17 protein-coding genes are annotated in these 12,336 nt (G+C 55.9%); 8 read left to right on the top strand and 9 right to left on the bottom strand.

All coding sequences use genetic code 11. From position 1 onward, the window contains the following. Positions 1 to 7: 7 nt before the first annotated feature. The 4 genes from JHD74_RS18405 to JHD74_RS18390 form a co-directional block, all read right to left on the bottom strand. Positions 8 to 805: a molecular chaperone gene (locus JHD74_RS18405; protein WP_024529982.1), complete on the bottom strand. Its 798-nt coding sequence runs from the start codon at positions 803 to 805 to the stop codon at positions 8 to 10. Positions 806 to 823: 18 nt separating this feature from the next. Continuing rightward, positions 824 to 1,348 carry a spore coat U domain-containing protein gene (locus JHD74_RS18400; protein WP_199063242.1) on the bottom strand — a complete coding sequence of 175 codons (525 nt, stop codon included), beginning with the start codon at positions 1,346 to 1,348 and terminating at the stop codon, positions 824 to 826. 12 nt (positions 1,349 to 1,360) lie between these two features. After that, a complete protein-coding gene (locus JHD74_RS18395; protein ID WP_074030947.1) occupies positions 1,361 to 1,879 on the bottom strand; it encodes a spore coat U domain-containing protein in 519 nt (172 codons plus the stop codon). A gap of 63 nt (positions 1,880 to 1,942) precedes the next feature. Further along, positions 1,943 to 2,488 carry a spore coat U domain-containing protein gene (locus JHD74_RS18390; RefSeq protein ID WP_024529979.1) on the bottom strand — a complete coding sequence of 182 codons (546 nt, stop codon included), beginning with the start codon at positions 2,486 to 2,488 and terminating at the stop codon, positions 1,943 to 1,945. Positions 2,489 to 2,996: 508 nt separating this feature from the next. Between JHD74_RS18390 and JHD74_RS18385 the strand changes: the two genes are divergently transcribed. Beyond that, on the top strand, positions 2,997 to 3,245 hold the full coding sequence (locus tag JHD74_RS18385; RefSeq protein WP_021178226.1) for a DUF1480 family protein: 249 nt from the start codon (positions 2,997 to 2,999) through the stop codon (positions 3,243 to 3,245). A 53-nt stretch (positions 3,246 to 3,298) separates the two neighbouring features. Here the strand turns inward: JHD74_RS18385 and JHD74_RS18380 are convergent, their stop codons facing one another. Both JHD74_RS18380 and JHD74_RS18375 read right to left on the bottom strand, forming a co-directional pair. Then, on the bottom strand, positions 3,299 to 3,904 hold the full coding sequence (locus JHD74_RS18380) for a hypothetical protein (RefSeq protein WP_024529978.1): 606 nt from the start codon (positions 3,902 to 3,904) through the stop codon (positions 3,299 to 3,301). A 3-nt stretch (positions 3,905 to 3,907) separates the two neighbouring features. Continuing rightward, positions 3,908 to 4,294 (bottom strand): ASCH domain-containing protein, encoded by a 387-nt coding sequence (locus JHD74_RS18375; RefSeq protein WP_021804633.1) that lies wholly within the window; start codon positions 4,292 to 4,294, stop codon positions 3,908 to 3,910. Positions 4,295 to 4,472: 178 nt separating this feature from the next. On the opposite strand from JHD74_RS18375, the gene JHD74_RS18370 reads away from it, so the two are divergent. Beyond that, positions 4,473 to 4,610 carry a hypothetical protein gene (locus JHD74_RS18370; RefSeq protein ID WP_199063260.1) on the top strand — a complete coding sequence of 46 codons (138 nt, stop codon included), beginning with the start codon at positions 4,473 to 4,475 and terminating at the stop codon, positions 4,608 to 4,610. Between the two features lie 21 nt (positions 4,611 to 4,631). Beyond that, entirely contained in the window at positions 4,632 to 4,739 is a 108-nt protein-coding gene (gene yniD, locus JHD74_RS26660; protein WP_223499378.1) for a small membrane protein YniD, read from the top strand. Here the strand turns inward: yniD and JHD74_RS18365 are convergent. Beyond that, positions 4,736 to 4,924, bottom strand: coding sequence for a hypothetical protein (locus JHD74_RS18365; RefSeq protein ID WP_074030945.1), 189 nt, complete (start codon positions 4,922 to 4,924; stop codon positions 4,736 to 4,738). The two genes, yniD and JHD74_RS18365, sit on opposite strands and share 4 nt — an antisense overlap. Positions 4,925 to 5,096: 172 nt before the next feature. On the opposite strand from JHD74_RS18365, the gene JHD74_RS18360 reads away from it, so the two are divergent. Continuing rightward, positions 5,097 to 5,306, top strand: coding sequence for a hypothetical protein (locus JHD74_RS18360; RefSeq protein ID WP_024529976.1), 210 nt, complete (start codon positions 5,097 to 5,099; stop codon positions 5,304 to 5,306). 152 nt (positions 5,307 to 5,458) lie between these two features. On the opposite strand, the gene JHD74_RS18355 is transcribed toward JHD74_RS18360, so the two are convergent. Together JHD74_RS18355 and JHD74_RS18350 are read right to left on the bottom strand one after the other, a co-directional pair. Further along, positions 5,459 to 6,031: a HutD family protein gene (locus tag JHD74_RS18355; protein WP_199063259.1), complete on the bottom strand. Its 573-nt coding sequence runs from the start codon at positions 6,029 to 6,031 to the stop codon at positions 5,459 to 5,461. Then, on the bottom strand, positions 6,031 to 7,401 hold the full coding sequence (locus JHD74_RS18350; RefSeq protein ID WP_199063241.1) for a formimidoylglutamate deiminase: 1,371 nt from the start codon (positions 7,399 to 7,401) through the stop codon (positions 6,031 to 6,033). The genes JHD74_RS18355 and JHD74_RS18350 overlap by 1 nt, the downstream gene beginning before the upstream one ends. Before the next feature lie 183 nt (positions 7,402 to 7,584). Between JHD74_RS18350 and hutC the strand changes: the two genes are divergently transcribed. The 4 genes from hutC to JHD74_RS18330 all read left to right on the top strand — a co-directional run. Next, a complete protein-coding gene (hutC, locus tag JHD74_RS18345) occupies positions 7,585 to 8,340 on the top strand; it encodes a histidine utilization repressor (RefSeq protein WP_074030943.1) in 756 nt (251 codons plus the stop codon). Between the two features lie 191 nt (positions 8,341 to 8,531). Continuing rightward, positions 8,532 to 9,749: an imidazolonepropionase gene (hutI, locus tag JHD74_RS18340; RefSeq protein ID WP_199063240.1), complete on the top strand. Its 1,218-nt coding sequence runs from the start codon at positions 8,532 to 8,534 to the stop codon at positions 9,747 to 9,749. Further along, positions 9,749 to 10,546 (top strand): N-formylglutamate deformylase, encoded by a 798-nt coding sequence (gene hutG, locus JHD74_RS18335; protein WP_199063239.1) that lies wholly within the window; start codon positions 9,749 to 9,751, stop codon positions 10,544 to 10,546. Before hutI ends, hutG begins: the two co-directional genes overlap by 1 nt. 347 nt (positions 10,547 to 10,893) lie before the next feature. Further along, a partial coding sequence (locus JHD74_RS18330) for a serine hydrolase (RefSeq protein WP_199063238.1) occupies positions 10,894 to 12,336 on the top strand: 1,443 nt, incomplete at its 3' end.

The raw sequence follows: 12,336 nt of genomic DNA, 5'->3' as shown, positions 1-12,336 counted from the left end.
CCTGCCGCTATTCGCCGCGCGGAATGACGATGGGTTTGGTGTTATCGGCAATTTGCGCATTGAGTTGCGCACCAGGACTAACCCCGGCAGGAACCGGCCAGCGCATTGACTGCCCTGGTAAGACGTAGCCCATAAAGCCCGCGATCATGGTTTTCACGCCCTGCTGTTGGTTGCCTTTCTCTGACCAGAACACATTACTCAGCCGCGCATGCACAATGCCGCTATTACGAACCTGTAAATAGGTTTTCCCGCCGTCATTGACCGTGCGCCATTGCAGCACTGGACGCGTCGCCGTGGCAGCATCGCGTTTGATATCGCTACGTTCGTTGGTCCACAAGCCAGCACCATCCATAAACAGCGGCAGCAGATAGCGCATCTGTAACTGCAGCCCGACCACCGCTTTACTTTGCCCCCCGGCAGCGCCACTGATCGGCGACGGGATTTCATCAACGATGATGCGGTACGCCTGCTCGGTATTGGCCGGTACCGGCGTATTGCGGATCAACCTGATCAGTTGGCGTTGCCCCGGCGGTACGGTAGCAAAAGGTGGACTGGCGACCACATTATTCTGATCGGCATAGCGCTCATTAAAATTTTCCTGTTTCCATGCCAGCACCCGCACCTGGAGAGAAACGGGCTCTGCCCCGCGATTTTCCAGCCATAATGCAGAGCCGTTCTGATCGGACTCAATGATTTGATATACCGGCCAAACCAGCACCGAGCTGGCGGCTTGTGCCGTGATTGAAGCACACAGGGTGTAACTCAGTACTACAGCGCTGATAATGCGGGTAAACAAGGTCGACATAGCTCATATCCTGATGATTCAATAAGTTAATGTTACGGTGACCGTATCGGTATAAGTTCCTGCCGAAGGCAGTGTGGTCACGGCGTATAACCGGGCATAAACCGGGTAGGTTTGTGTGGTACTGGGAAAACTGGGGATAGACATCACCAATGCGCCATTGCCCCAGACCTGACTACGGTTGGCATCGCGAAACAGCTGATAACCCAGAGTGTCGCTATTGGCGGTGTTTTGCATGAAACGCCGGGTGGCGCTGCCACCGTGAGTCCCGTAATCCATAGCAATGGTGACCGTCGTTCCCGGCGTACAGGTCACCACCACCGAACCGGCACCGGCGGTACTCACGGTATCGACATTACTGGTAATGGTCGTCATGGATCCGAAATTGATGGTGCCAAGATTGGAGGTGGGACTGGAAAGCGAACTGCCAAAAGCACAGCCGTTGGTCAGGGTTGCCGTCACAGTAAAGGTCGTGGTGGTTGGCGTGGCAGCACGTAGCGCACCGCACATCATCAACGGTAGCAGGATCAAGGAGACATGGCGCATCAATGCCCCCCGCTACCAGGACACGGTGACATTCACCGTATCCAGATAAACACCGGCAGCCGGTGTGGTTTGCGCCGGAACACGGCCATAGACGGTGTGCCATTGATCGGCTCCGTTGCCGGTGTCACTCAGCCCGGTGGTGTTATCCCAAATCGTCCCTCCGGGTTGGTTGGTATAAAGGTTGTACTGCACGCTAATCGAGCTATTGTTGGTATTCACCATTTTGCGATTCGTGACCACGCCACTGCTGCCCCCATCCAGCAAGATTTTATAACTCAGACCACTGACGCATTTGACACGGATTGAGCCCGCCAACTGGGCGCTGGTCGCGTTGATCACAGTGTTCACAGCGGCAAAAGTGCCGAAATTCATCGTGCCAAAGCTGGTATTGCCCGACGTTGTCGTTCCCGCTTCACAGGCGGGCAGCAACGTGGCTGCAATGCCGATCGTCGCCGCCTGACCTAAGGGAATGTTGAGCAGTAAAGACTGCGACAAGATCGCTGGCAACAGCAGCAATACCTTGATCCCCATGCTCGTTCCTTCCCGTAGAGAAAACCAGCCAGGGGCTGATTCGCCCCCGACGGAATAACAGCCTTACCAGGAAAGCGTGGCAACTACGGTATCGTTGTAAGTCCCTGCGGTTGGTGTGGTACTGAGCTGGTCGCCAGGTAATACGCGGCCATAAATCGGGATGTTTTGTGCGGTCGTGCCCGTCGTCAAGGCAATCGGCGTATTAATGGCGATTTCCGTGGTACGCGCACTATCAGAATAGAGGCGATAAGGAATGGTATCGCCGCCGGAACTCATGGCACGCAGCGCGCCCGTTGCCGCCAGCCCGCCATTGAGCGACAGCGTTGGGCTCAGGCCAGTGCTGCAGGTGATGGTGACCGCGCTGGAACCATTGGCACCAAATACCGTACCGTTGATCACGCTGGTCAGATCGGAGTAACTGCCAAAGTTCAAGGTCCCCCATTGGTTGGCACCGCCGGTTGCACCGCCGTTACCCACGGTACATCCGCTACCGATCGTCAACTGAATGCCAACTTGCCCTGTCAAAGTCCCCGCAGCCTGCACACCTGAAGCCAATGACAAGGTCGCAGCAGCCAGCAAGGCCAGTAATAAACTCTTTTTTTCGCCCATGATAACTCCCAATAACAACTTACACCGATGTGTATTCATGCAACCAGGTTGCGTATGGAAATTCTCTGGTGGACTCACATACTGCCAAAAACTGCCAAAAGACGACGCTCAAACCGGGTTCTGTTTTTTTGCTAGCGAACCCTGGCGGCAAAAACCTGATGACACAGGCTTTCGTGGTTAAATATAGATTAATAAATTTAGCTTAAGCGGAATTTATCTGCCTTTAATAAAATAAGGATAAAAAACCATTTTTCATATTATTAACAAATTTTACTCCAGAAAAACTCGCCATACCTCGACTTTAAAATTGTTAAGGAGTGCGATAGTGAGAAACGTTAATATTTATCGTGGCAATTAAGTCAGTATTAACGGCTGGGTCTAGTGTTACGAGCAGTGTCCGGTGGGCCGATAACTACTTTTTTTGTGACTTTTTCGCCTGTTTGTCTATGCTTAGTGGGTGGTCGCAACTGGTCACACCTCATACCACTAGCTTCAGCAAGGAGTTCCAATGGGCAAAACCGTCGTGAAAATAGGCAGCTTCGAGGTTGATGACGCGCATTTAACGCCAGCATCTGAACACGCCGAAGGGAAAAGCACCCTGGCGATCCCCTGCAAATCAGACCCCGACCTGTGCATGCAACTGGACGGTTGGGACGAGCACACCAGTATTCCGGCTATGCTGGATGGCCAGCAGTCGCTGCTGTACAAACAGCATTACGATCGACATGCGGATGCCTGGGTGATGCGGCTGGAGTAGAGAGATTCAGGAGAAAGGACGCGCCGTGTTCCCATTGGGCACGGCACGTTGTTTTATGCGATGGCGATACCGCGCCCGGCAAAGAAACGGCCGAAATCTGCCAGTGACATTGTCACCTTCTGACGGCTGGCGAGGCTATCACCGGAAGGATTATGAAAGGTGACACTATGCCGATCCGCAGCGAACACCAGCACCAGATGCCCACCCCGCGCTGGCGGCTGTATCGCTGGTTGCCGGATACTCGGATGCACCGAGGCGATAAAATAGCGGTGTTGCTCCAATAGCGGCGGCAACTGATGTTCATCGAGATTGACTCGCACCTCTGCCGTTAGCGCAAACTGTTCACGCACAAACTTCACAAAGGGCGCATAAATCAGCCCCTTGATCCGTTCTCCGTCACGCACATAGGCCCCGTAAGGCAAGCTGCGGCGTGCCAGCTCCAGCAATGGCGGTGCCGTACCGTCCCGGTGCGTCAGCACCATTTTCAGACAGGCCATACCGCACACGTGGTTGGCCCACTCGACATATTCCGCCGGACTAGCCGCCCCGCTCTGCACCCAGTTGGCATCATCCGCCAACGTAGCACGCCCGGCAATCAGATTGGCAGCCAGCTCTGGCGTCGCCCATTGACACACGTAGGGCACTTCAGGCAGTGACATCACTCAGAACTTTTCGATAACCTTGAAATGCATCAACACCAACGTCATATCCGGTGAGAACAGTTCATACTCTTCAAAGAAGCGTTTGTGCTCTTTGCGCCAGTAATCCAGCGAGCGATCGCCTTCACCTTCCGCCAAGGCATGAGCCGCATCCACCTGTTCATAGGTGCTCATATCCACTTTCGTCAGCTCAATGGCGCACACTGGCTCGTTCTTGCCGTCCACCACCACAAAGACATCGCCAGGCTGTGGGATCCCTTCGCCATCCAGATTGGAGCAGGTGGCGGTCTTGACCCCATCCAGCACCAGCTTCACCAACTCATCCGCCTGCTGTTCGGTATCACCAAACGCCCAACGTTCTACATTTTCATACTTTTCAGGAATGGCCATTGCTTTACCTTTATTGATTGAGTCACAGGTGCTCAGGCAATATTACACCGTATTCCCTCACGTCTGCATCCATCACGTTGTCGCGCAGGCTCGCAGCCCCTGCTTTTTACCTGACTTTACGGTAAAGTTCTGTGCGTATCGCAGTGCAGCATTCATACTGTGGATCAAGACGTCCTCAATGGCAGCCAACCTGCCAGGGCAGAAAATGAACCAGGCAGAGCAAGATCCCGATGACACCTTCAGTGATTTACTGAAAATCATCACCTTTATAGCCATCACCCTTATCGCTCTGGGTAGTTGGTATCTCTGCGTCTAAAGGAAAATAAGGAACCCCGAATTGCCAACCAAGCGTATGCGTACCAAACACTGGAAAATGTTTGTGATCCTGGTGCTGATCTGTCTGGCCCTGCTGTTATTGCGCTGGGCGGCTATCGTCTTCGGTTAATCCTGCATTTTGTTAGCCGCCTCTCCCGCTCGGGTAGGAGGCGCTTTGGCCACTGGCTCAAACAGCTCTCGCAAATAGGCCATCCGGGCTTCCCCCTGCGGTAGCCACCAACGGCACCAGCGATTGTTCACTTCGGCATGTCGGCTAAGTTGATAATAAGCCGCTAATTGTTCGACCAGTTTCATGGTTGCGCCCCTCTCGTTGAATTGACCAATCCAGTATTGAATATAAAAACCAGAAGAAACACTGATGGGATAATTTTTATACTTCCGGTTTTATTTTCTCTATGGCCTGACGGGTAGCGCTACCGGTTGGCAACTGCTACATTGAGCAAAAATCACCCAGCCGAGGTTAGCTATGAAGTTCTCGGAACAGGAGATCAAACCAGTATGGGATGAGGTTGCCCGATTGATTGGCGACAGCGTGATGCAGTTACGTCATCGCGGCGAGGAATTGTCGGTGGGGAGCCTTTCCAGGCAGTTGGCGCAGCATCTGGCGGAAAGTCACGATATTGAGCAGCGCATCCTGATCGCTGCGGCGATCAACATGCTGAAAGAGGGAAAGTGAATCGCCAACCGAAGTGGTTGGCGATCCTGTAAGAGCCCAAGGTATGCAAGCCCGGCCTCTCTAGATGCTATCTTCTCACGTCAGCCTTGGCTGAGTAATCGGAATAGTCCAGATTGGTGACAAAGAATACGCGGACGCGGCCTACAGCGCCCCTACAACAGCGTGGCAGGCACGATATCTGCCCATAAGACCTGAGCATCATTGCCCTGAGCCACCAGCCGCAGCGGACCATCCCCTGGTAGCCACCAGCATCCCTGGCGTGCGCCCAGCAAGCTTCCATCCGGCAACTGCCATTCCCCTCGCAACACATACAACACTCCGGCATGTTGTAACGACAGCCCGATGGTCTCAGCAATGCGTTGCACCTGCGCCTGGTAGTGGCCACGCCGCGTCATGATGTTGAAATCCTGGCTGCTGCCGCCTAATAATCTGGCCTCTAGCGCCACATCCCCAGAGAAGGCAAACGGCTCACCGATGCGCTGCAGCTGGTGATCGATCAGTCCTTCGCTGTACAAATGTACGCCATTGCCTTCTAGCAAAGTGATGGAACGGTCAATACCGTTAAAGGCCGAGAAAGGCCCGTCCTGCGCGATGGTAGCAATGCTGGCGCGCCAGCCGAATTCGGCGTTACCCGGCGGTTGGCAGGTAATTTCACGGGTTTCTCCGCCGCCATTACGCCATGGGCTGACCGGCAGTTCGGCAAAATCGAAACGGTTCAGTTTCATCATGCCTCCTGTTGGAACGTTTTCAGTACCTGTAGGAACTCAGCGCTGCTTTGCTGTTGTAACGCGTGACGCCCCTGCTCAATCACCTGCCGACCAGCAACAAATACGTCGCGGATTTGCTCTTTGCCCCCGGCAAACAACCAGCGGTTGAGGATAGATGCATCAGGCGCAGATGCCAGATACGGGTCGTCACCATCCAACACCAGCCAGTCCGCACGATAGCCTACCGCCAGCTTGCCAATTGCCGTACCACAGGCCTGAGCGCCGCCCCGTAATGCCTGTTGATAAAGCACGTCGGCTACGGCGGGTTGCTCCGGCGTGGTCAGGCGGTTACGGCGTTGATCGCGCAGCCGCTGCCCATACTCAAACCAGCGTAATTCTTCCACCACGTTTAGGGAAACGTGGCTGTCCGAACCGATCCCCCAGCGCCCCTGGTGATGCAGGTAACTGTCGCCTGGGAAAATGCCGTCACCGAGATTGGCCTCGGTGGTCGGGCATAATCCGGCTACCGCTTTGCTGCGAGCCAGTTGCTCAAGCTCTTCACGATCCAGATGAGTGGCATGCACCAGACACCAGCGGCTATCCACCGGCAAATGTTCATACAGCCAGGCCACCGGGCGTTGACCGCTCCAGGCCAGGCAGTCGTTAACCTCTTTTTGCTGCTCGGCGATATGAATATGTACCGGCAACGCCTGGTCAGATGCCGCCAGGATCTGCTGCATCTGCCCCAGTTCAACCGCCCGCAGCGAATGGAAACATAATCCCTGATTCTGCAATGGCTGACCTGCCAGTTGGCGAGCTATCACCTGTTGCTGTTCGAGGTAGCTCTCTGCACTCTGAATGAAGCGCCGTTGCCCCGCTTGCGCAGGCTGGGCACCAAACCCGGCGTAACTGTAGAGCACCGGCAATAGGGTCATGCCAATGCCAGCCTGAAGCGCGGCCTCGCTGAGGCGCCCGGTCATCTCGCCCCGGTCGGCATAGGCTTTTCCTTCCGGTGTGTGATGCAGATAATGGAACTCGGCAACCTGAGTGTAGCCGCCCTTGAGCATTTCGATATACAGTTGACGGGCGATAACACCAACCTGCTCCGGGGTTAAGCGCTGAACCAGGCGATACATCAGATCGCGCCAGGTCCAGAAGCTATCTTGTGGGTTGCCCGCTACCTCTGCCAGCCCGGCCATCGCGCGCTGGAAGGCATGAGAGTGCAGGTTCGGCATGCCCGGCACCACGTCACCGTGCAGCCGCAGACAACCGTCAGGGTCGGCATTGGGGGTCACTTTGACCAATTGACCGTGAGCATCAACTTCGAGCCGTACGTTATGGGCCCAACCGGTCGGAAGCAGTGCGCGAGAGGCAAAATAAGCAGGCATAGCAGTATTCCAAAGTAGGTGTAACGGCTAAGAACGCACGACTGTCACGCCGCGCAGGTAAAAAATTTGTAAACCAGTTTCATTCATCTGGTGAACGGACGCTTACTTGTATATACATATACATATCTTCAACATCAACAGTAAACTGGTGTTATTATTTTTTTATTTGACGAGGTTAACGTCGTGGTAGATCAACAGACCGTGTTGCAGTTGGCTGCAGCAATGAGCGAGACCCCCGCCCCGATCTATCAACGGGTCAAACAGGCCATCGTAAGCCAAATCCGTGCGGGTCACTGGCAGCCGCACCAACGCGTCCCCTCGGAAAGTGAACTGGTCAGCGAGCTGGGCGTCAGCCGCATGACCATCAACCGGGCCTTGCGTGAATTGACCAGCGAGGGCTTTTTGATCCGCATGCAGGGTGTAGGCACCTTCGTGGCCGAGGCCAAGGCACACACCGCGTTGCTGGAAGTGCATAATATCGCCGACGAGATCGCCGCCCGTGGGCACCGCCACAGCAGTAAAATTTTGCAGTTGACCGCCCGCCCGGCCAGCGCAGAGGAAGCGACGGCATTGGGGATCCTGCCGGGTCAGCAGTTGTTCTACTCGCAGATTGTGCATTATGAAAATGACGTGCCGGTGCAGGTGGAAGATCGCTGCGTCAACCCGCTGGCGGCCCCGGATTATATGAAGCAGGATTTCGATCGGGTCACGCCCTATATTTACCTGACCCAATCCGCCCCGTTGACCGCAGGTGAACATATTGTCGAAGCCGTCGTGCCAACCAAGCAAGAGCGCGAACTGCTGCAATTGGAAGACCACGAACCGGGCCTGCTGATCCATCGGCGCACCTGGTCTGGCAAAATGGTGGTAACCTCCGCCCGCCTGCTCTATCCAGGCAGCCGCTATCAACTGTTTGGCCGTTTTACCAATCAGGTTTGAGTTAGACCAAACGTGTTACCAATGGGGCGCAGCATGCGCCCCATTGGTTGGGTCCAGTGACGCTAATCCCTGCCTTTTTCGCGTTTCATCACATCTTGGTAACAAATTTTTATCCCCTCTCTTGTCGCAGACCGGCGAATGCGCTAGGTTGTTTTTAATTGTATATACAACCATGTGGGAGCGGGAACACCATGACGTCTGAGATCCACTGCGACAGCCTGTGGCACGGGGCCGATATCGTCACCATGCGTGACGGCAAGTATCACATCATCAGCAACGGCGCGATCGCCGTACGCGCAGGCAAGATTGTCTGGATGGGTGAACAGGCCGCCATGCCTGCCTTGGCCGCGACCAAAACGGTGAAGCTTGACGGTGGCATCATCACCCCCGGCCTGGTGGATTGCCACACGCACCTGGTGTTTGGCGGCAACCGCAGTGGTGAGTTTGAACAACGTTTGAACGGGGTAAGCTACGCAGAAATTGCTGCTCAGGGCGGGGGCATTATCTCCACGGTCAAGGCCACGCGCGATGCACAAGAAGAGTTGTTGCTGGAACAAGCACTGTTCCGCCTGCGGCCATTGCTGGCTGAGGGTGTCACCTGCGTAGAAATCAAATCCGGCTATGGCTTAACGCTAGCAAGCGAGTTGAAAATGCTACGTGTCGCGCGTCGTCTGGCAGAAAAATTGCCAGTCGAAGTGAAAACTACCTGCCTGGCCGCTCATGCCCTGCCACCGGAATATGCCGGACGCAGCGACGACTATATTGACCTGGTGTGCAATACCATCATCCCTGAAGCCGCAGCAGCTGGCCTGGCAGATGCAGTGGATGCGTTTTGCGAACACCTGGCCTTTTCCCCTGAGCAGGTTGAGAGGGTTTTCGCGGCCGCTGAGCTTGCTGGCCTGCCGGTAAAACTGCACGCGGAGCAGCTTTCAGCGCTCGGCGGTAGCGCATTGGCGGCACGGCATCATGCCCTTTCCGCCGATCACCTGGAATATGCCACCGAACAAGATGCGATAGCGATGGCGGCAGCCGGAACCGTGGCGGTGCTGTTGCCAGGTGCCTACTACCTGTTACGTGAAACGCAGTGCCCACCGGTTGAGTTGTTCCGCAAGCACGGCGTAACGATGGCTATTGCCAGCGATGCCAACCCTGGCACCTCGCCCGCGCTATCGCTGCGTCTGATGATTAATATGGCTTGCACCCTGTTCCGTCTTACGCCGGAAGAAGCGCTGGCAGGCGTAACGCTGCATGCCGCCAAGGCTTTGGGCCTGCAGGAAACCCACGGCTCGCTGGAAGTGGGCAAAGTGGCCGATTTTGTTCACTGGCCGCTGGCACGCCCGGCAGAGCTGGCTTACTGGTTGGGCGGTCAACTGCCCTGCACGGTGATTTTCCGAGGAGAAGTCCGTTAATGATTTGCGATCCTTTCGAGTTCCAGAGCGGCCAACTGCCGCTGTTGATCAGTATTCCCCATGCTGGTACCCGCTTGACGCCAGCGGTTGAGAAAGGGCTGACCGATGAGGCCCACCCCCTGCAAGACACCGACTGGCATATCCCACGGCTGTACGATTTTGCCCGTGCCATGGGTGCCAGCATCCTGGTGGGTAACTATTCGCGCCTGGTGATTGACCTCAACCGCCCAGCAGATGACAAACCGCTCTATACCACTGCCACCACCGGTCTGTTTCCTGATGTGTTGTTCGATGGCCGCCCCAGTTTTCTACCGGACGCCGCCCCTTCTGACCAAGAACGGGCCGGATATCTGCAAAACATCTGGCAGCCCTACCATCAGCAACTACAGAATGAGCTGACACGGCTAAAAGCCCAACACGGTTACGCTTTACTGTTTGACGCCCACTCGATCGCCTCTGTGATACCGCGCCTGTTCGACGGTAAGCTACCCGATCTCAACCTCGGCACTAACGGTGGTGAAAGCTGCCCTGCTTCACTGAGTGACAGGCTGGTCACCTGTTGTCAGCAACAACAACAGTTCAGCCACGTGCTGAACGGGCGCTTTAAAGGGGGCTACATCACCCGTGCCTATGGTCAACCGCAGGAAAACCAGCACGCGGTGCAGCTGGAGCTGGCACAGGTGAACTATATGTCCGAGCAGACATTTGAATTTGATGCCGTCCGTGCTGCACCTTTACAACGCCTGTTGCAGCAGATGATAGAAAGCATGCTGGCCTGGGGCGAACAACAACGCTAATCCGCCACAACTCCGGTGCCGCTATTGCGCCGGAGTTGACCTTGCCCTCACCATTATCCCCTCCTGTCTTTCACGCCCTTCCATGATGATTTGAGCACTGCATCCCAATTTTGATGGAAAGGTTGCCCACTGGTCTGAACAGCGCACAAAACAGCGGCCCGTGACTTTTTCCTTGCGCCACAATTGGGCCTCTTTCATCCCATGCCAACCCGTTGCAAGCCAGAGATCAGGGATTGAAAGACCACCCTTGCCATACCCGCCATCCACTTCTTTATCCTGGCTGCGGTAGACACTCGTGTGTAGTCGGCCACGGTGATGTGTGGCGTTCGTTATCTCAGGAGGAAACTATGTCTGACACCCCGCTAAACTGGCGCGCCGCACAGGCAGCCGCCGCTCAACTGTTGGCAGGCTGGCAAACCGCAGGCCAACCCGGTGGGGCTATCACCCTGTTTGATACTGATACGACCCAGGCGGTGGTATGTGCAGGGCTGGCCGATCTGGCACGCCGCGATCCTTTCACTACCGATACCGTGGTGCGCTATGCCTCGATCACCAAACATATTTTTGCCGCGCTGGCGCTCAATGCCACCGACAACGCCCTGCGGCTTGACGATCGCCTTGGCAGTCTACTGCCAGAATTGCAGGGACAACTGGCGGAGGTGACGGTAGGACAGGCTTTGGACATGACCAGCGGGCTACCCGATATTCGGCAAACGCTGGGGCTGCTTGGCGTCTCGAGCAACACCGTCAGTGAAGCCCAACCGGTGATGGAGTTTATCCATGGTTTAACCCGGCTCAACTACCCCGCAGGCAGTGAGATCACCTACACCAATACCGGTTACCGTCTGGTAGAGGCGGCATTGAAGACTAAAGGCTACGCTTTTGATGCTCTGGTTCAGCAGCATCTGGCCCGCCCTCTGGACGTGCAGCTACAAGCTCCCGAAGGCTGGTTTGATGTGGTGCCTGGGCTGGCTCCGGGCTATTGGCACTCGGCCAAAGGTTGGCAGCAAACCAGTGCTGGTTTGCATCTCTCCGCCTCTGGCAGCCTGACGGGGAGCGCCAACGCCCTCACCCGCTGGTTGCAATGCCTGCTGGCCAATAGCGGCCCTGGCAAAGGGGTTCTGACGCAGCTAAGTGCCCCACGTAAGCTCAGCCAGGGCCAAATCAGCCATTACGGACTAGGGCTGGCACAAACGCCGCTTGGCAGCCAGACTTTGCTGGGCCATGGCGGTTCTCATGCAGGCTACAAGACCTATTTTCTGCTGGCGCCGGACCGGCAAGCCGGTGCCCTGCTGGTCGCCAACCGTGAAGATTGCGACAGCTTTGCCATTATTTTACAGGTGATGGCGGCGCTGCTGAATGAACCGCTGCCCCAACGCAGCACGGCGATCCCAGATGGCATCTACGCCACCCAGGCGGAACCATACTGGTTGGAGGTTAAAGGGGGCAACGTGGCTTATCTGGGCACCAACGAACCGCTGTATCAAAGTGGAGATGGTTATGCGGTATCGCTCTCGGCCCATCAGCCAATGCGCCTTAAGTGGACGGGTGACGCCGTAGAAGGTGAAGTTGGCCACGTTGCACGCCGCTTTCTGCCGGTGGCTAGTGAAACGGCTTGCCTAAAACAGGTTCAAGGGCACTGGTATCATCCACAATACCGCACCGCGTTCGAAATTTGCGGCAACCAGATCCACATCGGGGTCGGCCCCGCAACTGTCTCTTATACACATCTAAAAAGGGGGGGGGGGGGGGGGGGGGGGGGGGGGGGGGGGGGGGGGGGGGGGGGGGGG

The sequence above is a fragment of the Serratia sp. ASV30 genome, assembly GCF_016428815.1.
GTDB lineage: Bacteria > Pseudomonadota > Gammaproteobacteria > Enterobacterales > Enterobacteriaceae > Chania > Chania fonticola_C.
The sequence above is the reverse complement of the archived record's forward strand: the minus strand, read 5'-3'. Positions and strand labels throughout refer to the sequence as shown.

What these genes read in the sequence shown, in the direction of transcription:
- JHD74_RS18405 (WP_024529982.1), bottom strand. Translation starts at nt 805, where the DNA reads ATGTCGACCTTGTTTACCCGCATTATCAGCGCTGTAGTACTGAGTTAC.
- JHD74_RS18400 (WP_199063242.1), bottom strand. Translation starts at nt 1,348, where the DNA reads ATGCGCCATGTCTCCTTGATCCTGCTACCGTTGATGATGTGCGGTGCG.
- JHD74_RS18395 (WP_074030947.1), bottom strand. Translation starts at nt 1,879, where the DNA reads ATGGGGATCAAGGTATTGCTGCTGTTGCCAGCGATCTTGTCGCAGTCT.
- JHD74_RS18390 (WP_024529979.1), bottom strand. Translation starts at nt 2,488, where the DNA reads ATGGGCGAAAAAAAGAGTTTATTACTGGCCTTGCTGGCTGCTGCGACC.
- JHD74_RS18385 (WP_021178226.1), top strand. Translation starts at nt 2,997, where the DNA reads ATGGGCAAAACCGTCGTGAAAATAGGCAGCTTCGAGGTTGATGACGCG.
- JHD74_RS18380 (WP_024529978.1), bottom strand. Translation starts at nt 3,904, where the DNA reads ATGTCACTGCCTGAAGTGCCCTACGTGTGTCAATGGGCGACGCCAGAG.
- JHD74_RS18375 (WP_021804633.1), bottom strand. Translation starts at nt 4,294, where the DNA reads ATGGCCATTCCTGAAAAGTATGAAAATGTAGAACGTTGGGCGTTTGGT.
- JHD74_RS18370 (WP_199063260.1), top strand. Translation starts at nt 4,473, where the DNA reads ATGGCAGCCAACCTGCCAGGGCAGAAAATGAACCAGGCAGAGCAAGAT.
- JHD74_RS18365 (WP_074030945.1), bottom strand. Translation starts at nt 4,924, where the DNA reads ATGAAACTGGTCGAACAATTAGCGGCTTATTATCAACTTAGCCGACAT.
- JHD74_RS18360 (WP_024529976.1), top strand. Translation starts at nt 5,097, where the DNA reads ATGAAGTTCTCGGAACAGGAGATCAAACCAGTATGGGATGAGGTTGCC.
- JHD74_RS18355 (WP_199063259.1), bottom strand. Translation starts at nt 6,031, where the DNA reads ATGAAACTGAACCGTTTCGATTTTGCCGAACTGCCGGTCAGCCCATGG.
- JHD74_RS18350 (WP_199063241.1), bottom strand. Translation starts at nt 7,401, where the DNA reads ATGCCTGCTTATTTTGCCTCTCGCGCACTGCTTCCGACCGGTTGGGCC.
- hutI (WP_199063240.1), top strand. Translation starts at nt 8,532, where the DNA reads ATGACGTCTGAGATCCACTGCGACAGCCTGTGGCACGGGGCCGATATC.
- hutG (WP_199063239.1), top strand. Translation starts at nt 9,749, where the DNA reads ATGATTTGCGATCCTTTCGAGTTCCAGAGCGGCCAACTGCCGCTGTTG.